We start from the raw sequence: 20,085 nt of genomic DNA, 5'->3' as shown, positions 1-20,085 counted from the left end.
TGATGTGGCGCGTCAGGCTGCGCAGGTCGTTGTAGGCGTGGCCGGGGGTGGTGTCCAAGCATCCCGTCCCGCGGGATTTTCCACGGACTTTTCAGGGACTTTCACGCCTGTCCCAGAGAGTTTCCAGGGACTTTCCGCCGCGTAAGCGGGGAAGGCCCTGACAGCGCTGAAAGACACGAACACGCTGGTCAGGTCCTACTTCCTCAGCATTCGATGATGTTCACCGCGAGCCCCCCGCGCGGTCTCCTTGTACTTCACGTTCATGACCTTCCTCCGCTGGCGATTCGATGCGGACTGGGCGGCGCGGCCTGACATCAAGGCCCGATGTCCTGCCCGGTGATGTAACCGAAGACCGGAGCACAAGGCAGGCACGGAGGCTGCGCGATGCCGCTGTCAGCCGCGTTGGGTGCGGCCGGACGGATCATCTATACCTCCTGCCAAGCTTGCTTGGAGGTGTTGGGTTGGAGTGCCAGTACGCAGGGGTCGCCGAAGCGGCAACCTATCTCGACATGACCGAGCGGTGGATGTATCGAAGAGTCCCAACGGCACGGCATTCCGCGGTACTACTTCGGCGGCAAGTTGAAGTTCAAGATCGCTGACCTTGATCGGTGGGCGCGACAGCAGAGGGTGGCCTGACGGGCCGGGCATATCGCCCGGCCCGTCACGCATTACAGGCCCTCGTTGAGGAGGCGCGCGGCTCGACCGACCGACGCCGGCATGAGGTGGCGGTAGATCTTGAAGGTCATGTTGATGTTCTTGTGTCCCATCCACTCCGCCACATCCGTGATGGGTATCCCCTTGGACAGGCAGTTGGACGCGAAGAGGTGACGCAAGGAGTAAGGAGTGAGCCGCCTGGTGATGCCCGCCCGCTTCTTCGCCACGTCCCAGTGATAGTTGAGCGTCGTGTGCGCCCATTGATCCGCACGCTGCGTTCGAAGAAGGTATCCGTTCGGACCGACGCGGTGGTCCCTCTCGACTCGGAGGATCGACTCGCGGACGGTCCAGGGCATCGGAAGCTCGCGGAATCCGCCGGGCTTGCGATGCTTCAGACGCGCTGGCTGTCGTGTCCGCCCGTCGATGTGCTCGGTGATCCGATAGACGTCATCCGCGACCATCCGATCGGGACGGGTGGCGTAAGCCTCACCATTCCGGAGTCCGCAGCCGGACATCTGGTCGATCACGAGGATCAGCTCATCGCTTCCCTCGTCCTTCAGGGCATGTATCTCGTCCAGGGTCGGGATGCTGATTTTTCGAGGGATGTATTCGGGCGAGATGACCCCGTCCAAGGGGTTCTCGATGATTCCGTCACGGCGATGGGCATCGAGAAGGATCATCTTGAGGGCGTTGAAGGCGTTCTGCTGTGCGGCCAGCCCGACGGAATGTTCCTCCATCGCGATGATGAAGTCTTCGGTCACGGTCGATGCGAACGTGTTCATCCGGCGGGATTCCAGGAACGGGAGTACCTGGGAATTGAGAACTTGGCTGATCGAGCGGACGCTGCCTGGGGCGTAGTGGCGCTGCCGGGTGAGCCACGTTGAGGCGTACTCGCCGAAGCGCTGCTTCCCGATCTCGCGCTTGAGATTTGCCTTCTGGCGCGGGGTGTTGCGTTTTCCGTCGTAGACCTGGTTCAGTCGGTCGATGGCGGCTGTCTGGTTTGCGTACCCCGTCTCCTCTCGCCGGCGGCCTGTTGCGTCGCGATAGCGAATGGCGTAGGGGTGGAGGCACCGGTGCTGACGGGTGCACTCGCAGTTCTTGAAGAGACTGCCCTTCCCGCGGACGAGTTGGGTCGCCAACGTACTGATCTCCTGACTCATGCTGGGAGTTTGCTGACCAACGGCGCCCCGGCATGGCTCTGACCTGCGGCCGGCCTGGGCACACCGTGCGGGCGCGGGGACCAGGGGGTCCAGGGGCCAGGGGAATCAAACGTGGCAGTCGGACGCTTCAGGCTGTGTGAAGAAGATAGGTTTTCTCTCCTTTGGTCACTGGTCGCCGAGTCCGCATTCCAAGACCCGGTCCGGCGCCGACTTCCTGCACCAGTCCATCGATCTGGCGGTCGCCGCCGAGGAACTCGGCGTGGACGGCGCGTACTTCCGCGTACACCACTTCGCGCAGCAGGCGGGCAGCCCGTTCCCGCTGCTGTCGGCCATCGGCGCACGGACCTCGAAGATCGAGATCGGCACCGGCGTGATCGACATGCGCTATGAGAACCCGCTGTACATGGCCGAGAACGCGGGTGCCGCCGACCTCATCTCCGGGGGCCGACTGCAGCTCGGCATCAGCCGTGGCTCACCGGAGCAGGTGATCGACGGCTGGCGCTACTTCGGTTACGAGCCCGCGGAAGGTGAGACCGGGGCGGAGATGGCGCGCCGGCATGCCGAGACGTTCCTGAAGGTGATCGAGGGCGAGGGCTTCGCGCAGCCGAACCCGCGGCCGATGTTCGCCAACCCGCCGGGGCTGCTGCGCGTCGAGCCGTACGCCGAGGGGCTGCGGGAGCGGATCTGGTGGGGCTCCAGCTCGAACGCGACCGCCGTCTGGGCCGCGAAGCTGGGCATGAACCTGCAGAGCTCGACACTGAAGGACGACGAGACGGGCGAGCCGCTGCACGTCCAGCAGCGCAAGCAGATCGAGGCGTACCGCGAGGCGTACAAGGAGGCGGGCCACGCGCGCGAGCCCCGGGTGTCCGTCAGCCGCAGCATCTTCGCCCTGACCAACGACATGGACCGGGCCTACTTCGGCAACGACCGCAACTCGCGGGACCAGGTCGGCATGATCGACGACACGACCAGGGCGATCTTCGGACGCTCGTACGCCGCCGAGCCGGACGTCCTGGTGAAGCAGCTTCAGGAGGACGAGGCCGTCCAGGCCGCGGACACCCTCCTGCTGACCGTCCCGAACCAGCTCGGGGTCGACTACAACGCCCATGTGCTGGAGAGCATCCTGACCCAGGTGGCACCGGAGCTGGGCTGGCGCTGAGCGTTCTGCCGCCCTGCGTGCGGGGCGGCTCGGCACGGGGGTGGCTCGGCACGGGGGTGGTCGGGCCGCACCGGAATGCCCGACGGGTCAGCGGGCCCGCCGATCAGGAGCTCAGGTGCTCGTGCCGCATCTTCCACGCACTCTCCCGTTTCACGAGCACGTTCGTGCCCCGTCCCTGTCCGGACCGGGGCCGGCCGTCGACCACCCCCGTCCAGAGGAAGCGATACCGGCACACGGCGTGGTCGGCGGCCAGGACGACCCACTCCAGATCCTGGACTTCGTACACCTCGTCCTGGATGACCGCGAAGGTCCGCTTGATCGCTTCCGTGATCTCGCTCAGGCCCCGATGGGAGCCGTCGGAGAACCAATAGACGGCATCCGCATCGATCAACGGCGCCACGCGATCGATGTCGTGAGTGTTGGTGGCCTGCTCGTACCGCGTCATGAACGCCGTGAGCTCGGCAGCGAGATCTGACATGGGGGTGGCCCCTTCCAGTGCCTACGCCATGAACAGCCGAAGCCACCAACAACCGTGGCGTGCTTGGAATTTCTCGTGTTGTGATGGCGATGTGAGTCAGCATGTGGTCTGGTCCGACTGCCGCGCGGGTTCTGAGCACTCCACACGGCGTTCGTTCGTGATCAACCGGCACCTCTCAACGGTTCCCGGCACCGTGTGGACGCCGAACGGTCGGTCCGGGGCAGTCCCTTTGGTGTTGCTGGGGCACGGTGGCAGCGGGCATCGGCACAGCGACCGAGTCATGTCGATGGCCGACCGGATCACCTCGTCCGGCTGTGCGGCCGTAGCGATCGATGGTCCGTTCCACGGTGAGCGGGTGGCATCACCTCTCACGCCGGTGGAGTACCAGAGGCGGATGGCCGCCGAGGGGATCGGTCGGGTGCTGGATCGCATGGCTGACGACTGGGTCGCGGCGCGTGACCTTCTGGTGGGCGTCGGGACAGCCGACCCGGCACGTCAGGCGTACTTCGGGTTGTCCATGGGCACGCGCTTCGGCCTCGCTGCCGCACGCGCCCTCGGGCCGGGGCTGAAGTGCGCGGTGTTCGGAAAGTTCGGCACGCGATCAACTCCCGGTATCCATACCGGACTTCACGCCGCGCACCGCGTCCTGAACGACGCCTCCGCCATCACCGCACCGGTCCTCTTCCACCTGCAATGGGACGACGAGATCTTCCCGCGCCCGGGTCAACTCCAGCTGTTCGACGCCTTCGTGAGCCCCGGCAAGGAACTGCTGGGCTTCGCGGGAGGTCACCGGGACACCCCGGAACACGCCTCCGCCATGTGGCACGGATTCATCAACCGCCATATCGCGTAAGCCGATTGCCGAGGTGTCCTAGAGTCGCCGCATGCGGCGAAGGACGGGACTGGCGATGGCCGGGGCAGCGGCGCTGGCCTGGGGTGAGTGGCTGAACTGGCGCTGGTCTCGGGTTCTGGTGGGCAACAGCGAGGGCGCTTCGGAGGCCGTGGTGGTGTTGGGATACCGGAATCCCCAAGCGACGGCGAACTCGATCAACCGATGGCGAGTCCGCGCCGGCATCCGCTCCATCGACGCTGACCGTGCGCAGGGGATGTGTGTGATCTTCAGCGGCGGCGCACCCGGCAGGGGGGTTGCGGAGGCCCAACTGATGGCCGACTACGCGAAGTCGGTGCTCGGATTCGACGGCACGGTGCTCCTGGAAGACCAGAGCACGACGACGTGGGAGAACATCACGAACGTGATCCCACGCCTTGAAGACGTGGACCGCATCAAGATCGTCTCCCAGCCGGCTCATGCGCTCAAGGCCCGTGCGTACCTGCGGCGGCAGCGCCCCGATCTCGCGGCGAGGCTGGTGCGGGCGGACGACTACCGCCCCGGCGAGTGGGTGGTCGTGAAGCCGTTGCTGGCTCTGTACGGACTGTGGACACTGCGCGGCCTCAGGGCTGATGAGCGGAAGGTCTCGCTGTAGACAACCGCTGTGCTCCACCGTTCCACTGCTCACCCGTTCACCCCCTCACTCCAAACCCGCGACCCATGTACCCCCGAGCCCACCCATGACGTATCTTTGGCATAGGACAAACGTTGGCATAGGACGAACCCCTCTGTTCGAGCGGAGCTGATCACGTGGGCATCAAGGGCAGCACCGCGGCCGAGATCGCGGGCAGCGTGCGGGACCAGGTCGCTTCGGGTGAGTTGGCGCCGCGGGCGAGTCTGCCCCCGGTGCGGGTGCTCGCGGCCGAGCTGGGGGTCAACCGGAACACGGTCGCCCTCGCGTACCGGCGGCTTGTCGAGGCGGGGGTGGCCGAGACGCGGGGGCGCGGCGGCACGGTGGTCGCGGCGGTGCCGCAGCTCGCGCGGGAGGGTGTCGCTGCCGGTGTCGGGGGCGACTGCGTCGACCTGGCCAGCGGTAATCCCGACCCGCTGCTGTTGCCCGACCTCCTGGGCGCCGCCCGGCGCGGGGACTACAGCCCGCCGTTGTACGGAGAGCCCGCGATCGACCCGGGGCTGGATGCCTGGGCCCGCGCCGACTTCGCCGAGGACGTCGACCAGCCGTTCCGCACGCTGGTGACGCACGGAGCGGTCGACGCCACCGAGCGGTTGCTCAACGCTCACCTCACCCGCGGAGATCTGGTGGCGATCGAGGACCCCTGCTTCCTGGCGAGCATCGGGACGCTGCGGCTGAGCGGTTACCGCTCCGCGCCCGTCGCGGTCGACGGCGCCGGTATGCGCCCCGACGCGCTGCGGGCCGCCCTGGAGTCCGGTGCCCGCGCGGTCGTCTGCACGCCCCGCGCCCACAACCCGACCGGCGCGAGCCTCACCGAGGAACGGGCGGCCGACCTCCGGGCGATCCTCGCCGAGCACCCCCAGGTTCTCGTCATCGAGGACGACCACTTCTCGGCGGTCTCCGCGCGGCCGTACCACCGGGTCACGCCACCCGGCAGTACACGCTGGGCGTTGGTCCGCTCCGTGTCCAAGTTCCTCGGACCGGATCTGCGCCTCGCCCTCGTCGCCGCCGACGCCGAGACGACCGCGCGCCTGGAGGCACGGTTGAGCGCGGGCACTACCTGGGTCAGCCGCCTGCTGCAACACACCGCCCGTGAACTCCTGTTGGATTCCCGGGTCCACGAACTCCACGAACGGGCACGCGAGTTCTACGCCCGGCGGAGCGGCCTGTTCGTCGAGCGGCTGCGCGCCCAGGGCGTCGAAGTCCCGTACCGGCCCGACGGGTTGAACGTATGGGTCGAACTCGACGTCGACGCACGAGCCGTGGTCGCAGCCCTCGCGCAACGGGGCTGGGCGGTGCGGTCGGGTCACCTCTTCGCGCCGGATCCGGCCGCCCACCAGGGTGCGATCCGGATCACCACCTCCACGGCGACGCAGGCGCAGGCCCAGGCTTTCGCCACCGAACTCGCGGCAGCAGCAGCGGAGTTGCGCTCCACGGTCACCTGACCAACGCGATCCGCCTGCCCACTTCGGCCGCCCATTTCTCTGTCCCCTCCCTTCTCTCTCCCCTCCCTCAAGGAGCCATGATGTTCAGCGGATTGAGCGCTTTCCCCCTCACACCCACCAGCGAGCAGGGCATCGACGAAGCGGCGTACGCGGCGCTCGTCGCCCGCCTCGCCGCCGCCGGTGTGGACTCCATCGGCGCGCTCGGCTCCACCGGCGGCTACGCCTATCTCACCCGGGAGCAGCGCGCCGGCGCCGCGAAGATCGCGGTGGGCGCCGCCGACGGGGTGCCCGTCATCGTCGGTATCGGCGCGCTGCGGACCTCGCACGTGCTGGAACTGGCCGAGGACGCGCAGAAGGCGGGCGCCTCCGGAGTGCTGCTCGCCCCGATGACGTATCAACTGCTCACCGAGGACGAGGTGTTCGGCCTGTACGAGGACGTCACGCGCGAACTCTCCGTGCCGCTGTGCGTCTACGACAACCCGGGCACCACGCACGTCCACTTCACCGACGAACTGCACGGCCGTATCGCGCAGTTGCCGAATGTCGGCTCGATCAAGATCCCCGGTGTGCCCGAGGACCCGCGCGAGGCCGAACTCCGTGTCGCCGCGTTGCGCGCGTTGATCCCCGACACCGTCACCATCGGTGTGAGCGGCGACTGGACGGCCGCTCGCGGCCTCAACTCCCGTTGCGACGCCTGGTATTCGGTCACCGGTGGCACCTTCCCGCAGACCGCCCTTGCCCTCACCCGAGCCGCCCAGGCCGGTCACGCGGAACAGGCGGACCAACTGTCCGCAGGACTCGAACCGTTGTGGGCCCTCTTCCGCCGCCACGGCAGCCTGCGCGTCATCTCCGCAGCCGCCTCCCACCTCGGCCTGACGGAAGAACCGAACCTGCCGCGTCCCCTGCGAGGGCTGGACGAGGCCGCCCGCCGGGAGGTCGTCGCCGTGCTGGACGCCCTCGGGCTCACCTCCTGAGCACGAACCACATGGGTGAGCAGCACATATCAAGCACGCGGAGGGTGTGGGAAGTTCCGCCTTCGCTCGGAAAGGGTGGCAAGAGCGGCAGGGATGGCGGGGATGCCAGGGATAGCAGGCGTGGCAACGGCCTGGCGCGCTACGTCGTCGCCGCGGCCCTCGCCCGTACGGCCGACGGGGGAGCGGTGGTCGCCGTCGTTCTGCTTGTCACCTCGTCCGGTGGTTCCGGGACGCTCGCCGGGGTGCTCGGCGCCTGCATCACCGCCCCGCACCTGCTCGGCCCCTTCGTCGCCCGGCCGCTGGACCTCGCCCGGGACGGCCGGAAGATCATCGCGGCGGCCTGCCTGCTGTACGCCACCGCGCTGACCGCCGGAGTACTGACGTACGGCCACGCCCCAGCCGTAGTGACCGGGCTGTCGCTGGCCGCGGCCGGCACCTGCGGACCGCTGCTGACCGGCGGTATCAGCAGTCGGCTGCCCGCCATCGTCGGACCGCTACCGCGTCTGCGCACGCAGCGGCGGGCCCAGGGCTGGGACGTGGCCACCTACGGCATCGGCGGCACCGTCGGCCCGTCGCTGGTGGCCGCGCTGTCGGGGTGGGTCTCGCCCACGGCGGCGGCTCTCGCCCTCGCGGTGGGCGCGGGCGCGGCGGCGGGTGGCGTTCTGCTGCTGCCGTTCACCGCGCCGACGCACGAGGGCGACAGGTCGGCGATCCTCAAGCCGGGAGCCACCCTCGCGCTGATAGCCCGCACCGGCCCGCTGCGGCGCACCGTCTACCTGACGATGATCGTCGCCCTGAGTGTCGCCGCCCTGCCGATCACCGCGGTCCACATGACGAGGATCCTCGGCGTCGAACCGGCCACCGCGGCCGTACTGACCGCCGCGTACGGCCTCGGCAATCTCACCGGTCCCATAGCCGTCATGGTCTTCCCGCTCACCGGCGACCCGGACCGGCTGATGCGCCGCCTCGCCCTGGGCGTCGTCGCCGGCCTCCTCACCGTCACCGCGAGCCCCTCCTTCACCGTGACCGTCTCGGCCTACGCCCTCACCGGGATCCTCAACGCCTTCTTCTTCGCCTCCACCCTCGCGGCCCGCACGGAGTACGCGCCGAGCGGAGCGCGCGGCCAGGTCTTCATCTGGGTCGCGGCCCTGAAGATCACATCCGGTTCGGCCGGAACGGCGTTGGCCGGTTCCCTGACGGGCGTGACCGTCCAACTGCCCCTGGTCGTAGGCCTCTTGGCGGTCTCCGCGGCTGTCGTCGCCGCGACCGTCGAGACACGCTTCGGGGGAGTCGGTGAGAAACGCCGCCCGTGACGGTCCCGGTGGCGAGCGAATCGAACCGACACGGCCTGTTTCCGGAACGGCAACTCGTCCATGTCCGTACGTGATCCAGCCTGACGCGCCACCGGGCACGGAGTGGTCAGCAGCGCCACGGGCAACCCGGGGCTGTCCTCGGTGCGTTACCCCGACATCGAGGCCGTGTCCGAGGAACTGCGGCCGCTGGCCCGGGTGTTGAGCCCGCTCAGCTGTGTCCGAGTCTCAACACAGTCTTCCTGAAGGCCTGTTGCACCCGTACCCGCCGTCGGACACGTAGGGGCAGGCGCCAGGGAAGGAAGCACATGCCCATTGCCACCGAAGCCCAATTCAGCAAGGTGTACCGAGCGCACGATCGAGGCCACGATCGAGAACGGCCGCTTCACCGCCTGGTGGCCCGACGGCGACCCCGACGGCGACCCCGACGGCGCCATCAGCGGCACCCTCACTGTTCGTCGGGCACATATCCGAGTTGGTATTCGGCACCCTGGAGCAGTTCCTCCGTCACCCGGACCCCGGTCAGCCGCTCGGCGAGGGCGAAGGCTGCCGCCTTGGTGTCGACACGCTCGCTCGTCTCGCTCGCCCCGCCCTCATCGTCCGAGAGTACGTAACCGACCTCACGCATAGCCGAGTTGAGGACATCGGGAGTGCTGCCCTGCCTGACCGTGGGCCACTCGAAGGTGGTCCGGAGTTCCCCGTCCTCGTACCAATGGAAAAAGTGCATGGGCTTGCCGCCGTTGCTGGAGTGCGCCACGGCGCACCCGCCGTCCGTCAAGGCTTCCAGGAACCGCGACTGCATCCCCATTCCCCCCTCTCCGACGTGCAGGACGAGCGTCCAGTCACCGCCCTCGCCCGGGACGGTGCATGCCCCCGCCATGAAGGACTCGTCCGAGTAGTCCTCCGGGTCGCGCAGTTCGTCCTGCCGCTCGATCAACGCGTCCGCTCCCGTGCAACTGCCCTGCGGCTCCGCCTCCATCACCCGCAGCACCTCCCTCGGGGCGACGCCCCGCACCAGGGACAGGGTGTACCCGATCTCCAACGCGCAGTCGAACAACGGAGAGGAACGTATCCAGGCATAGTCACGAGCGGTCACCGAAGTCATACGGCACAGTCTGACCGCTGCCACTGACAACGGCCGGGGCACGGGGGGCTGGGAGCCGTCACAGCCCTCGCGCATTCCGCGTGGATCGTCGCGTCGGCAACCAGCTGTCGATGACGGCCGTCAGTTCGTCGCGGCCGGTGAAGACGTGTCCGTTCATGCCCATGGCCCGCGCGGCGCGTACGTTCTCCGCGCGGTCGTCGACGAAGAGGAAGTCGTTCGGGGCGGCCCGCATGGCGTCGACGCAGTGCTGAAAGGCCGCCGGGTCCGGCTTCGCCGCCCTGATCCTCCCGGAGAAGGCGATGTGGTCCAGACGGTGCAGCCAGGGTTGCGCGGCGAGGAAGGCGTCCGCGTGGTCCGAGGGGATGTTGGACAGCAGGGCGACCTCGGCGACATCGCGGAGCGACTGGACGTAGGCGACCATCCGGTCGTCGACGCGCGACCAACTGTCGATGTCGGTGAGGCGCAGCTCCTCGATCGTGTCGGCGTCGGCGGACAGGGACAGCCGTCGCAGTACGGCGGTCCAGTACTCGGACGCGGACTGGCGACCGGCGTCGTAGGGCGGGCGGAAGTCCCAGTAGGCCGTGGTGAAGGCGTCGGTGGGTGTGTGACAGCGGGCGGCCATCTTGCCCTGGGCGCCCGGGCGTTGGTGGCGGGCGATGACTCCGAAGAGGTCGAACAGAACGATGCTTCGGTCGGTGGACATCGGCGTTGGTTCCTCCGGATTCCGAGGGCGTGTCAGCTGCTGCTCGCTGCCAACTCGGGCGTGCGGTCGGACCCGGTGCGCAGGATCCCGGCGGCCACGGCGGTGATCGCACACAGCAGGATCAGCAGGACGAAGGCGTGGTTCAGGGCGACGACGTGGGTCAGCCAGCCGATGGCGGCGGGACCGGCGAGCATGCCGACGTAACCGAGCCCGGCGACACGGGAGACGTTGGCTCCAGCGGCGGCGGGGTCGGCGTGCCCGGCCGCACTGAAGAGCTGCGGAACGCAGCCGGACAGGCCCAGACCGAACAGCGCCCACCCCGCGAACGCGGCCCATATCCACGGTGAGACGGTGACGACCGTGATGCCGACGGCGGCCGTCGTCGCGCCGTAGCGCAGGATCGCCATGGACCCGAACCGGGTGACGAGCCGGTCGGCGAGGAGTCGGCCGATGGTCATGGTCGCCGCGAAGGTGCCGTAGGCGAAGGCGGCCGTGCTCGCGGGTGCGCCGAGGACGTCCTTCAGGTGCAGCGCGCTCCAGTCGTTGGCGGCTCCCTCGCACAGCATGACCATCAGGGCGAGGGCGGCGAGGACCCAGATGCGCCTGCCGGTGCTACGGCGCCCGGTGGCCGGCGTCCGTTCGGTCTCCCGAGGCGTCTGGTCGGTCTCCCGAGGGGAGGCGGTCTCGGCAGGGGTGGGCGCGGCCGGCAGCAGGGCGCGGGCCGACACCAGGGCGATCGCGATGCCCAGGACTCCCATGGCGGCCATACCCGCGGCCGGGCTCAGACCGGCACTCGCCGTAGCCGCCCCGACGAGTGCGGCCAGGACGCCGCCTACCGAGAACGTGGCGTGGAAGGCCGACATGACGGGACGGCCGTAGGCCTTCTCCACGTGTACGGCGTGGGCGTTCATGCTCACGTCCAGGCAGCCGTTGCAGAAACCGAAGACGAGCAGGGCACCGCCCAGCGTCCACGGGTCCCGGGGGAGGCCGGGCAGCACCAGGGCCGCGCTGCACAGCACGCCGGTGGCGGGGACGACGACGCGCGCCCCGAGACGGTCGGTCAGCCGCCCGGCCACCTGCATGCCGATGAAGGCGCCGAGGCCCAGCAGCACCAGCAGCCCGCCGAGCGTCGCGTGCGTGATGCCCACGCGCTCCTCGACGGCGGGGATGTTCACCACCCAGGTGCCCATCAGGGTGCCGCACAGACTGAAGTAGACAAAGGTCGCTATGCGGGCGCCTCGCAGCGAATCATTCATGCCGACCACGATAACGAACATCTGAGGTGATTGAATACTGTCACTTCGCACACATTGAATGTTCGTTTCGGGTGGTGTTCAATCGCGGTATGAGCAGCAACACCGACCGGCACGGGTCGATCGCGCAGGCCGTCAGGGAGTCGGGCCGGGTCACGGTCCAGGAACTCGTCGAACTGACCGGCGCCTCCGAGATGACCATCCGGCGCGACCTCGACGCGCTCTCCGCGCAAGGCGTCCTCGAACGCGTCCGCGGCGGCGCGCGCACCCTGCTGCTTAGGGGCGAGGAGCCGCCCTTCGCGCTGCGCGCTCACGAGGCCGTCGACGCCAAGCGCCGCATCGCCGCCGAGGTCTCCGCGCTCATCGCCGACGGCGAGACCGTCCTCCTCGACAGCGGCACCACCTGTCTGGAGATCGCCCACCTGCTGCGCCGGCGGCCGGTCACGGTGATGCCCCTGTCATTGCAGGCCATCCACGTGTTCGGTGAGGTCCCGGGCCCGGCCACGCTGATGGTGCCCGGCGGGCAGCCCCGGGGCGCGGAGGGAGCCCTCACCGGCCCCCTCACCCTCGCGTCCCTCGCGGCACTGCGCTTCGACACCGCCGTCATGGGCTGCTGCGGTCTCAGCGCGGCTCAGGGCCTGACCGCCTACGACCTCGACGACGCGGCCGTGAAGAAGGCCGGCATCGCCGCCACGCGCCGCATCATCGTCGCCGCCGACGGCAGCAAGCTCGGCCACACCGCCTACGCCTACGTCGGCCCGTCCACCCTCCTGCACACGCTCGTCACCGACACCGCGGCATCCGCCGACGAGGTCGCCGCACTCGAAGACACCGGCACGGTCGTAAAGGCCGTCTGACCGGACCGGCGGTCGTCGGCTGTCGGTCGTCAGTCGTCGGTCGTCGGCTGTCGGCCGTTGGTCGTTGGTCGTTGGTCGTTGGTCGTGAGATTCGGCTACGGGATGTGAGTTCCCGCGATGGTCCAGGGGGCGGACGCGGTCCAGGCGCTCCTCCGAGCCGGGCAGATCGACGAGATGGAGATCCACTTGATCCCGGTCCTCCTCGGGGACGGCCGACGGCTCTTCGACCACCTCGGTCCTGATCACATCGAACTCGACCTCGTCCGACGGCTTGAGGACCGGGACCTCACGCACCTCCGCTACCGGGTGCGCCGACCCGGGGAGGCCGCGTGAAAACCCTCTTCGTTTCCTACCGCGTCACCGACCTGGACCGTTCGCTCGCCTTCTACACCGCCCTGGGCTACGGCGAGTTGGGCAGGGTCGAGGTCGGCGACGGGGCTCGCTTCGTGATCCTCAAGTTCCCCGACGAACCGTCGGCCTCGCTCGAACTGGTCCACCGCCCCGGCGACGGACCGGTCGCCGTGGGCAACGGTTTCGATCACCTCGCGATTCAGGTGGACGCACTGGACGCCACTCTGGAGCGGCTGACCGCAGCCGGCCTGGATCCGGGACCTGTCCAGCACCCGAGCGGCCCGCGCGGCCCGAAGACGTCGTGGCTCGCGGACCCGGACGGCTACCGCGTCGAGTTGGTGGAGTGGCCGTCCGGACATTCCGACGGCATGACCGCAGCGGACTTCGCCTGAGGCGGCGATGGTCTATGGAGAGGGTGTCGCGGAGGGCATTGCTCTGGATGAGCGGGCGGTTTGCCGACGAAGGCGCCTCGGTCGCGCCGATGCCAGTCAGGGCAGGCGGACGGGCACGTGAACGGGCTGGATTTCGCAGGGTGCGCTGAGGCGGTGCCCGCAATGTCACGGCAGCCAGACACGCCCAACTACCCCCACCCTCACGGAACTTGTGACAGCCCTGTGACTGGAATTATGGCCTCCATCACATGCGCGGGGTTCACGCGCTGATCAGATGACCGGATGCCCAGACCCGCCCCACTCCATCCGGCTCTCGCCCGCACCGCTCCCTTTCTGTCGGCCCGCACCGCCCCCTTCCTGTCGGCCCTCGCGGCGACCGCTCTGCTGCTCACGGCCTGCGGAGCGGAGCGCGCCGGGACCGGGAACACCGGCGCGACCACGGCCGAACCGTCGTCCCGCACGCAGGTCGACGACCCGGGCAAGGACGGTGTACGGATCACCTCCCTGACCCTCCCGTCGGCCTCCCCGTCGCCCACCCGCAGTACCTCCGTCTCCGCCGAGAGCCTCCCCGGGGACTCGGGGATCTCCGCCACCTACGAGGTGACCAACAAGGGCACCGAGACCCTGACCTACTCGGTCGTCTTCACCTTCATGAGCGCCGACGGCGGGGCCATGGCCAACCAGACCGCGTCCGTCCGCGACGTCGGCCCCGGCAAGACCGTACGAGGCACGGTCCGGGCCGGCGAACTGCCGCCCAGCACACCGCGGGTGACGCAGGCCAAGGTGCTCGAAGTGCACAAGGTCCCCTCAAGCGAGGCGCCGGCCGCATCCGGCACATGCCCCGCCTCCGGGATCCGGGTCAGCGCCGACCAGGGCGACGCGGCCATGGGGCTGCGCGTAGTGGGCCTGCATCTCGACAACTGCGGTAAGCGTGACTACGGCGTCGACGGCCACCCGCTGCTGGAACTCCTGGACGACGACCTCAAGCACGTCGACGGCGTCAAGATCCTCGACGGCGGCGGCGAAATCACCCCCGGCAGCGTGGACGACAAGCAGCCCGGTCCCGTCACGCTCAGGCCCGGCGAGTCGGCGACCGCCAGCCTGGTCTGGCACAACACCACCGAATTCGGCACGCCGGTGAACGTGCCCTACGTGCGGGTCCGCGCGAAGGGCGGTGCCGACCCGGTGATCGTGACCCCGAACCTCGACCTCGGAACCACCGGAAAGCTCGGGGTCACAGCGTGGCAGAAGGACGAGGACTGAGCGGACCCTACGGAAGCCAGGGCGCCAGGTACGTCGCGTGCAGCTACAGCTCAACGCCGGTGGGAACGAAGTTGGTTGCGATGGCGAGCGTGCAACTCGCCAAACGGATAGCCCAGTTGAGGGTGGAAATCACCGAAGTTATGCGGGTTGGTGATGATGCCGGGCTGCCGTTCGAGCCGGACCCGCCCCCACGATCCCCGGCACCCGAATCCCTCACCCGTCGCCCCGCACGTCGGCCCAGCCGTCGATGTAGGGGAGTGCTCCCGAGCGAGGCCCTCTCAGATGTTCCACTTCCAATTCCAAGATCCCTGACAGCGCCAAGCCAAGGCCAGGTCAGCGGTCGCCGCCGCCGTCCCCGCGAAACGCCCCAGCCACCACAGGCACCAACTGCCGCTCGATCTGCTCGGCGGACATGGCAGCCAACTCGGTGCCGATCGGCGCGAGGGCGAGCCAGTTCAGCAGGCCGGCCGCGCAGCGCGTACGGAAGATCAGTTCCTGCTCGTCGACTCCGGGAACGTGAGGCGTCAGCACCCGGAGGACATCCCGCCGACTCTGGACGAACTTGGTGGTCAGCCGCTCCCACCCCTGGGGCGGTTCGATGCCGACCCGCGCCACGGTCCGCATCACGGCCAGATCCTGCCCACCGGCCGAAATCGCGCGCACCATCGGCCCGGCGAACGCCGCCGCCACCTCCTGGAGGGTCGGAGCGGAGCCAAGGGAATCGATGGCCTGCATCTGCGCGTCCAGATACCGTTCCAGCGCGTGCTCGATCGCCGAGTCGCACAGCGCCTTCAGTGACCCGAAGTGGTAACTCACGGCGGCGACATTGGCTCCGGCGCGCTCTGTGATCTCGCGGAGCGTCAAGCCGTCCTGGCCTCGCTGAGCGAGCAACTCCAGGGCGGCAGCCTGTAGACCGTCCCGCGTGCGCTGGCCGGCCTCGCGGCGCAGGTCCGTCTTTTCCACCCTGGTCATGGCGGGTATTCAAGCGGTTGCTTGAGTGCATTGTCAAGCGGTCGCCCCGCGGGTGGATCCGGTCCCGCCGGGCCTCCGGGGTCGCGCGATCACACAATTCAAACAGTCGCTTGACAGTCCGCATCGCCGTTCATAACGTCAAGCCAGCGTTTGATTTACTAAGAACCCGCAGGGGGTTGAAGCCGTTGCGACGGACCTCGGACCCTGTCGGCAAACCTGGAGGAATTACGCCATGAAGCTGCTCAGCCGCAAGTCGATCACCGCTGCGACCGCGATAGCGATCCTGGGCGGTCTCTCCATCGCCGCCGTGCCGTCACAGGCGGCGAGCCCCGTCCACAACAAGGCGGCGGTACAAGACAGTTCGGCGACTCCGACTCCGACCCTGACCGCCCGTCAGCTGGCGAAGCTGCCGCTCACCGACCGCCACCTGACCAAGCACGAGAAGGCCAACCTCGCGGTCGTCCTGCGCGACTACTACGTGGCGGAGGGCAGGCACATCGACGTCCCGACGTTCGTCAACAGCTTCACCAAGGACGGCGTCTTCAACGACATCGTCGCCGGCCAGGCCTACCGGGGTAAGGCGCTCGGCAGCGTGCTGCCGTACATGAAGGGCCTCTTCTCCGACGTTCACCGTGACCTCAAGCGCATCACCGTGAACGGCGACACCATCAGCATCGAGCTGTCGATCCAGGGCACGTTCGACGGGCAACTCCCGGCGCCGGCAGGCGGCTTCGTCAAGGGCAACGGCCACAAGGTCGACGCGCCGACCGCCGACTTCTGGTACCTGAAGAACGGCAAGGTCACGACGTTCAACTGCTTCGTCGGCTACTCGAAGATGTACTCCGACATGGGCGTGAACCTCGACTGGGCCTCAGCCGTCAACAAGCACTGAGCCGACCGTTCCCCGGCGGGTGATGCGCGGGCACTGCCGCCCGCGCATCACCCGCCGCGGCACAGGTGCGCACCACGCTGCCCACCTCTGACGGGCCGTCAATCAGCCGACACAGCAGCCGAGTTAGACCGTGTGGACACCTTCGGTGGCGCGGAGAGTGCGAGCGCCGCACCAATGCGGGTGCTTGGGCCTGGCGGCAGTTGCGGGACCTCGCTGCCGAGCGGGTCCGTACCCGGCCGCTGCGGACGGTCGTACGGGTGAATCCGGACTGCACCGCGAAGCGGTACGAGGGTCAGGACCGTCAGCCCTTCCACGGCGACGTCGAGCAGATCGTCACCGATCTCATGGCCTACGCCGACATCGGCCTCGACGAGCTTGGGTGATTCCGCGTCCCCAAATGATCGGGTGTCTGCCACCAAGCCCTGGTAGAACCAGGGTTTGGTGGCGCCTGGGCCACGAGTCTGTGGGGGTGACATGTCGGGACCGGTGGTTGGGCTGTGGCTCTTCGAACCGTGCGACTTCGCGGACCTTCTGGCCGGTGTGGTCCCGTGGTTGGAGACCTTCTGCGAACCGGTGGAGACCAAGGCCGACGGCCACGTGGACTTCTGGGTACGAGATGGTTCCGCCCTGGGGCTGCGGGACTTCGATCCGACCGGCGTGGGCGTGCTCTTCCTGTCGGAGGACGATGTGGTGCCCGCGGAGGACGAGGACTATGCGGCCTTCTGGCGGCCACCGGTACAGGGGTTGGTAGTCGGCGCCGCCTGCTCGGGTGCGACGAACCACGTGCTGCTCGGCCACCTGACGCTGGCTCTCGCCCGCAGACTCGGCGCGCTGATCGACTTCGACGGCCTCCTGAACGGCCACCCCACCGGAGGAGGCGACACGGGGAACGAAGCGGTCCTGGCCCGGGCGAGAGCACTGGCATCAGCTCTCCCGGGAAGAGTCACGGAGGTTTCCTACGACACCTGCGGTGGTCGGCGGTGGCTTCGACACGTCGGAGACGTGGAGTTCCTGGAAGCCTGGCTGCATCATCCCGACTTCCACTTGATCAAATAGCGCCTCGGCGTCGATCCGACAAGCTTGGCAAGTCAGTGCCAAGAAGCCTGTCCGGCATCCGGCATCCGGCACACTCCGGTCGCGACCGTCAGGGCGCGGACGCCGTGATCATGTGCCCACCGTGCGCGGGCCCGTCCCGCCCGTCCCAAGGAGCACCGTCCCCCCGGCCGGGTGCAGTTCAGGGGCCTGACGGGTGATCCTCGACAGATGCCGTCGCGAGTCCGGGTGTGATGGCCCCATGACCGACCCCGCCGTACCCGCCCCGGACGCGTCCGACCACTCCCAGCCGCCCCAGCCGCCTCCCGCGTACCTTCCCGAGCCGCTCACCTACCGTTTCAAGCGCCGGCTGCTCGGGCCGCCGTTGGTCACCGGGCGCATCCAGCGGGAGAAGCTCGACAACCGGACGGCGCTCGGCGTCCTCGCCTCGGACTGCATCAGCTCGTCGGCGTACGGCAGTGAGGAGATGCTGCGGGTTCTGGTGCCGGTGGTCGGGGTCGCCGCGTTTACGCTGCTGATGCCGGTGACGGGCGCGATCCTGCTGATCCTGGTGCTGCTGACGCTCTGTTACAGCGACGTCGTCACGATCTACACGCGGGCCGGCGGGTCGTACGTCGTCGCCCGCGAGAACTTCGGCCCCGACGTCGCCCAGGTCGCCGCCGTGGCGCTGCTCGTCGACTACGTCGTGACGGTCGCCGTCCAGGTCTCGGCGGGCACCAACGCGCTCATCTCGCTCGCCCACCTCGTCGGAAACGGCTGGACCGGCATCGACCACCTCCAACTCCCCGTCAGCGTAGGGGTGGTGCTGATTCTGGTGTACGGCAACCTGCGCGGCCTGCGTGAGGCGGGGCGGGTGTTCGCGGTGCCCGCGTACCTGTTCATGGCGGCGGTCGGACTGATGCTCGCCGTGGGCCTGGCCCGCTGGGCGTTCGGGGATCTGCCGCACGCCGACGTCCACGCGCAAGGTGTCGTGCCGCTCGGCACGCCGGGGGACGGGTGGTTGTACGGGGCGTCGCTGTTCATGGTGCTGCGCGCGTTCGCGAACGGCGGCTCCTCGCTCACCGGCCTGGAGGCGATCTCCAACGGCATCTCCGTCTTCCGTGAACCGCAGGGCCGCAACGCCCGCCGCACGCTCATCACCATGAGCTGCGTCCTGGGCGTCCTCGTGCTCGGCGTCTCCGGTCTCGCCCACCTCACCCACGCCGTCCCGTACACCGACGGCACGCCGACCGTGATCGCGCAGGAGGCCCGACTCGTCTTCGGCAGCGGTGTGTTCGGCACCGCGGGGCTGGTGTTCGTGCAGCTCGCCACCGCGCTGATCCTCTACACCGGCGCGAACACGCCCTTCACGGGCTTTCCCTACCTGGCCAGTTTCGTCGCCGAAGACCGTTTCCTGCCAAGGCAGTTGACCCGGCGCGGGCACCGACTGTCCTTCTCCAACGGCATCATCACCCTCGCCGTGGTCGCCCTCGCATTGCTGCTGGTGACCGACGCCAACGTGGACCGGCTCGTCGCGCTGTACGCCATCGGCGTGTTCACCGCGTTCACCATGGCGGGCGCCGGACTGACCGTCCACCACGCACGCCGACGCGAACCCGGACGACGCTGGAAGATCGCGGTGAACGCGACGGCGGCCGTCGTCTCGGCGCTCGTCGTGCTGATCTTCGCGGTCACCAAGTTCACCGAGGGCGCCTGGCTGGTCGTCGTGGTCTTCCCGCTCGGGGTGTGGGCCCTGATCCGCATCAACCGCGAATACCGCGCGGAGGCCGCCGAGGTGGAGTCACTCCCGCCCGCCGGACAGAGCGACCGGCCACGCCGACGCCGGCATGTCGTGTGCGTCCTCGTCGACGCCGTGGACCCGGCCGTCTTCCACGCGCTGCGCTACGCCCACGAGTTGAGGCCGGACGAGGTGCGGGCCGTGCACGTCGCGGTCGACGCGGTGCGCGCCCGGCATCTGGTGGCCCGCTGGGAGGCCGTAGGCACCACCGATGTCCCACTGGAGCTCGTCGACTGCCCCGACCGCCGACTGGAGTGGGCCCTGACCGAACTCGCCGCCCGCGAGACCGCCGACGGCCACACCGCGCTCACCCTGCTCATCGCCCGCCGCACCTACACCACCGTGCTCGGTCGCCTCCTGCACGGCGGCACCGCCGAACGGATCGCCCGCGCCCTGGAGGAACTGCCGTCCGTGGTGGTCACGATCCTGCCGTACAGCGTGGTGGTCGGCGGCGGTCCGGAACGCCAGCCGGACCCGCACGTGTGACGGGGGTCCGGACCACCCCCGTACGAGTGACCGAACCCCTGGCGGAGCGTGCCGTACGTCGCTGACGTGTGGCCCGTCCCAGACGATCCGAACATGCTGCCCGGATTCCTGACCAAGGCGATGAACCTGCTGCTCGCCCGGGAGGGCCGCTCGCCGCACTTGAAGACCGGCGAGCCCAAGGGCGAGACGAAGTGAACGGCACCGGACGGGTGCGGTGCGTCTCCGGGCATGAACTGTTGGGCGTGGTCCGGCTGTTGTCGTATGTGCCGGGTGTCTCGGGA

At 68.8% G+C, this 20,085-nt stretch carries 19 protein-coding genes and 1 pseudogene; 14 read left to right on the top strand and 6 right to left on the bottom strand.

Annotation, left to right across the window (positions count from 1 at the left end):
• Positions 1-668: 668 nt before the first annotated feature.
• Complete coding sequence (locus OG407_RS05565; RefSeq protein ID WP_405855546.1) at positions 669-1,814, bottom strand: tyrosine-type recombinase/integrase; 1,146 nt, start codon at positions 1,812-1,814, stop codon at positions 669-671.
• Between the two features lie 136 nt (positions 1,815-1,950).
• Here OG407_RS05565 and OG407_RS05560 point away from each other — a divergent pair, with 136 nt between their 5' ends.
• Positions 1,951-2,973: an LLM class flavin-dependent oxidoreductase gene (locus tag OG407_RS05560; RefSeq protein WP_405855544.1), complete on the top strand. Its 1,023-nt coding sequence runs from the start codon at positions 1,951-1,953 to the stop codon at positions 2,971-2,973.
• A gap of 103 nt (positions 2,974-3,076) precedes the next feature.
• Here the strand turns inward: OG407_RS05560 and OG407_RS05555 are convergent, their stop codons facing one another.
• On the bottom strand, positions 3,077-3,451 hold the full coding sequence (locus OG407_RS05555) for a YybH family protein (protein ID WP_405855543.1): 375 nt from the start codon (positions 3,449-3,451) through the stop codon (positions 3,077-3,079).
• A 280-nt stretch (positions 3,452-3,731) separates the two neighbouring features.
• On the opposite strand from OG407_RS05555, the gene OG407_RS05550 reads away from it, so the two are divergent.
• The 5 genes from OG407_RS05550 to OG407_RS05530 all read left to right on the top strand — a co-directional run bounded on the left by OG407_RS05550 (position 3,732) and on the right by OG407_RS05530 (position 8,703).
• On the top strand, positions 3,732-4,304 hold the full coding sequence (locus OG407_RS05550) for a dienelactone hydrolase family protein (protein ID WP_405855541.1): 573 nt from the start codon (positions 3,732-3,734) through the stop codon (positions 4,302-4,304).
• Positions 4,305-4,335: 31 nt separating this feature from the next.
• Positions 4,336-4,935: a YdcF family protein gene (locus OG407_RS05545; protein WP_405855539.1), complete on the top strand. Its 600-nt coding sequence runs from the start codon at positions 4,336-4,338 to the stop codon at positions 4,933-4,935.
• A 155-nt stretch (positions 4,936-5,090) separates the two neighbouring features.
• On the top strand, positions 5,091-6,416 hold the full coding sequence (locus OG407_RS05540) for an aminotransferase class I/II-fold pyridoxal phosphate-dependent enzyme (protein WP_405855537.1): 1,326 nt from the start codon (positions 5,091-5,093) through the stop codon (positions 6,414-6,416).
• A gap of 80 nt (positions 6,417-6,496) precedes the next feature.
• Positions 6,497-7,390 (top strand): dihydrodipicolinate synthase family protein, encoded by an 894-nt coding sequence (locus OG407_RS05535; RefSeq protein ID WP_405868295.1) that lies wholly within the window; start codon positions 6,497-6,499, stop codon positions 7,388-7,390.
• A gap of 11 nt (positions 7,391-7,401) precedes the next feature.
• Positions 7,402-8,703, top strand: coding sequence for an MFS transporter (locus OG407_RS05530; protein WP_405855535.1), 1,302 nt, complete (start codon positions 7,402-7,404; stop codon positions 8,701-8,703).
• 445 nt (positions 8,704-9,148) lie between these two features.
• On the opposite strand, the gene OG407_RS05525 is transcribed toward OG407_RS05530, so the two are convergent.
• From OG407_RS05525 to OG407_RS05515, 3 genes are read right to left on the bottom strand one after another with little or no spacing between them, the layout of a single operon-like run.
• Positions 9,149-9,805 (bottom strand): DUF6461 domain-containing protein, encoded by a 657-nt coding sequence (locus OG407_RS05525; RefSeq protein WP_405855533.1) that lies wholly within the window; start codon positions 9,803-9,805, stop codon positions 9,149-9,151.
• 58 nt (positions 9,806-9,863) lie between these two features.
• Positions 9,864-10,508: an HAD family hydrolase gene (locus tag OG407_RS05520; protein ID WP_405855532.1), complete on the bottom strand. Its 645-nt coding sequence runs from the start codon at positions 10,506-10,508 to the stop codon at positions 9,864-9,866.
• Positions 10,509-10,540: 32 nt separating this feature from the next.
• Complete coding sequence (locus OG407_RS05515; RefSeq protein ID WP_405855530.1) at positions 10,541-11,764, bottom strand: MFS transporter; 1,224 nt, start codon at positions 11,762-11,764, stop codon at positions 10,541-10,543.
• Between the two features lie 89 nt (positions 11,765-11,853).
• Between OG407_RS05515 and OG407_RS05510 the strand changes: the two genes are divergently transcribed.
• The 4 genes and pseudogenes from OG407_RS05510 (at position 11,854) to OG407_RS05495 (ending at position 14,624) form a co-directional block, all read left to right on the top strand.
• Positions 11,854-12,618 (top strand): DeoR/GlpR family DNA-binding transcription regulator, encoded by a 765-nt coding sequence (locus OG407_RS05510; RefSeq protein ID WP_405855528.1) that lies wholly within the window; start codon positions 11,854-11,856, stop codon positions 12,616-12,618.
• Positions 12,619-12,729: 111 nt separating this feature from the next.
• Positions 12,730-12,951 (top strand): annotated as a pseudogene (locus OG407_RS05505) (dihydrofolate reductase family protein); the annotation flags it as partial.
• Complete coding sequence (locus tag OG407_RS05500; protein ID WP_405855526.1) at positions 12,948-13,361, top strand: VOC family protein; 414 nt, start codon at positions 12,948-12,950, stop codon at positions 13,359-13,361. The pseudogene OG407_RS05505 and the gene OG407_RS05500, both read left to right, overlap by 4 nt.
• Positions 13,362-13,643: 282 nt before the next feature.
• Positions 13,644-14,624, top strand: a complete 981-nt coding sequence (locus OG407_RS05495; RefSeq protein ID WP_405855524.1) for a DUF4232 domain-containing protein — start codon at positions 13,644-13,646, stop codon at positions 14,622-14,624.
• A gap of 333 nt (positions 14,625-14,957) precedes the next feature.
• Here OG407_RS05495 and OG407_RS05490 read toward each other — a convergent pair whose 3' ends face one another.
• Positions 14,958-15,596 carry a TetR family transcriptional regulator gene (locus OG407_RS05490; RefSeq protein WP_405855522.1) on the bottom strand — a complete coding sequence of 213 codons (639 nt, stop codon included), beginning with the start codon at positions 15,594-15,596 and terminating at the stop codon, positions 14,958-14,960.
• Positions 15,597-15,828: 232 nt separating this feature from the next.
• On the opposite strand from OG407_RS05490, the gene OG407_RS05485 reads away from it, so the two are divergent.
• The 4 genes from OG407_RS05485 to OG407_RS05470 all read left to right on the top strand — a co-directional run bounded on the left by OG407_RS05485 (position 15,829) and on the right by OG407_RS05470 (position 19,804).
• Positions 15,829-16,488 (top strand): nuclear transport factor 2 family protein, encoded by a 660-nt coding sequence (locus OG407_RS05485; RefSeq protein WP_405855521.1) that lies wholly within the window; start codon positions 15,829-15,831, stop codon positions 16,486-16,488.
• Between the two features lie 200 nt (positions 16,489-16,688).
• Positions 16,689-16,871 (top strand): hypothetical protein, encoded by a 183-nt coding sequence (locus tag OG407_RS05480; RefSeq protein WP_405855519.1) that lies wholly within the window; start codon positions 16,689-16,691, stop codon positions 16,869-16,871.
• Positions 16,872-16,962: 91 nt separating this feature from the next.
• Positions 16,963-17,544: a DUF6368 family protein gene (locus OG407_RS05475; RefSeq protein WP_405855517.1), complete on the top strand. Its 582-nt coding sequence runs from the start codon at positions 16,963-16,965 to the stop codon at positions 17,542-17,544.
• 238 nt (positions 17,545-17,782) lie between these two features.
• Entirely contained in the window at positions 17,783-19,804 is a 2,022-nt protein-coding gene (locus tag OG407_RS05470; protein ID WP_405855516.1) for an APC family permease, read from the top strand.
• The last annotated feature ends 281 nt before the right edge of the window (positions 19,805-20,085 follow it).

The sequence above is a fragment of the Streptomyces sp. NBC_01515 genome (assembly GCF_045040345.1).
Lineage (GTDB): Bacteria > Actinomycetota > Actinomycetes > Streptomycetales > Streptomycetaceae > Streptomyces.
The sequence above is the reverse complement of the archived record's forward strand: the minus strand, read 5'-3'. Positions and strand labels throughout refer to the sequence as shown.

What these genes read in the sequence shown, in the direction of transcription:
- OG407_RS05565 (WP_405855546.1), bottom strand. Translation starts at nt 1,814, where the DNA reads ATGAGTCAGGAGATCAGTACGTTGGCGACCCAACTCGTCCGCGGGAAG.
- OG407_RS05555 (WP_405855543.1), bottom strand. Translation starts at nt 3,451, where the DNA reads ATGTCAGATCTCGCTGCCGAGCTCACGGCGTTCATGACGCGGTACGAG.
- OG407_RS05550 (WP_405855541.1), top strand. Translation starts at nt 3,732, where the DNA reads ATGTCGATGGCCGACCGGATCACCTCGTCCGGCTGTGCGGCCGTAGCG.
- OG407_RS05545 (WP_405855539.1), top strand. Translation starts at nt 4,336, where the DNA reads ATGCGGCGAAGGACGGGACTGGCGATGGCCGGGGCAGCGGCGCTGGCC.
- OG407_RS05535 (WP_405868295.1), top strand. Translation starts at nt 6,497, where the DNA reads ATGTTCAGCGGATTGAGCGCTTTCCCCCTCACACCCACCAGCGAGCAG.
- OG407_RS05530 (WP_405855535.1), top strand. Translation starts at nt 7,402, where the DNA reads ATGGGTGAGCAGCACATATCAAGCACGCGGAGGGTGTGGGAAGTTCCG.
- OG407_RS05525 (WP_405855533.1), bottom strand. Translation starts at nt 9,805, where the DNA reads ATGACTTCGGTGACCGCTCGTGACTATGCCTGGATACGTTCCTCTCCG.
- OG407_RS05520 (WP_405855532.1), bottom strand. Translation starts at nt 10,508, where the DNA reads ATGTCCACCGACCGAAGCATCGTTCTGTTCGACCTCTTCGGAGTCATC.
- OG407_RS05515 (WP_405855530.1), bottom strand. Translation starts at nt 11,764, where the DNA reads ATGAATGATTCGCTGCGAGGCGCCCGCATAGCGACCTTTGTCTACTTC.
- OG407_RS05510 (WP_405855528.1), top strand. Translation starts at nt 11,854, where the DNA reads ATGAGCAGCAACACCGACCGGCACGGGTCGATCGCGCAGGCCGTCAGG.
- OG407_RS05495 (WP_405855524.1), top strand. Translation starts at nt 13,644, where the DNA reads ATGCCCAGACCCGCCCCACTCCATCCGGCTCTCGCCCGCACCGCTCCC.
- OG407_RS05490 (WP_405855522.1), bottom strand. Translation starts at nt 15,596, where the DNA reads ATGACCAGGGTGGAAAAGACGGACCTGCGCCGCGAGGCCGGCCAGCGC.
- OG407_RS05485 (WP_405855521.1), top strand. Translation starts at nt 15,829, where the DNA reads ATGAAGCTGCTCAGCCGCAAGTCGATCACCGCTGCGACCGCGATAGCG.
- OG407_RS05475 (WP_405855517.1), top strand. Translation starts at nt 16,963, where the DNA reads ATGTCGGGACCGGTGGTTGGGCTGTGGCTCTTCGAACCGTGCGACTTC.
- OG407_RS05470 (WP_405855516.1), top strand. Translation starts at nt 17,783, where the DNA reads ATGACCGACCCCGCCGTACCCGCCCCGGACGCGTCCGACCACTCCCAG.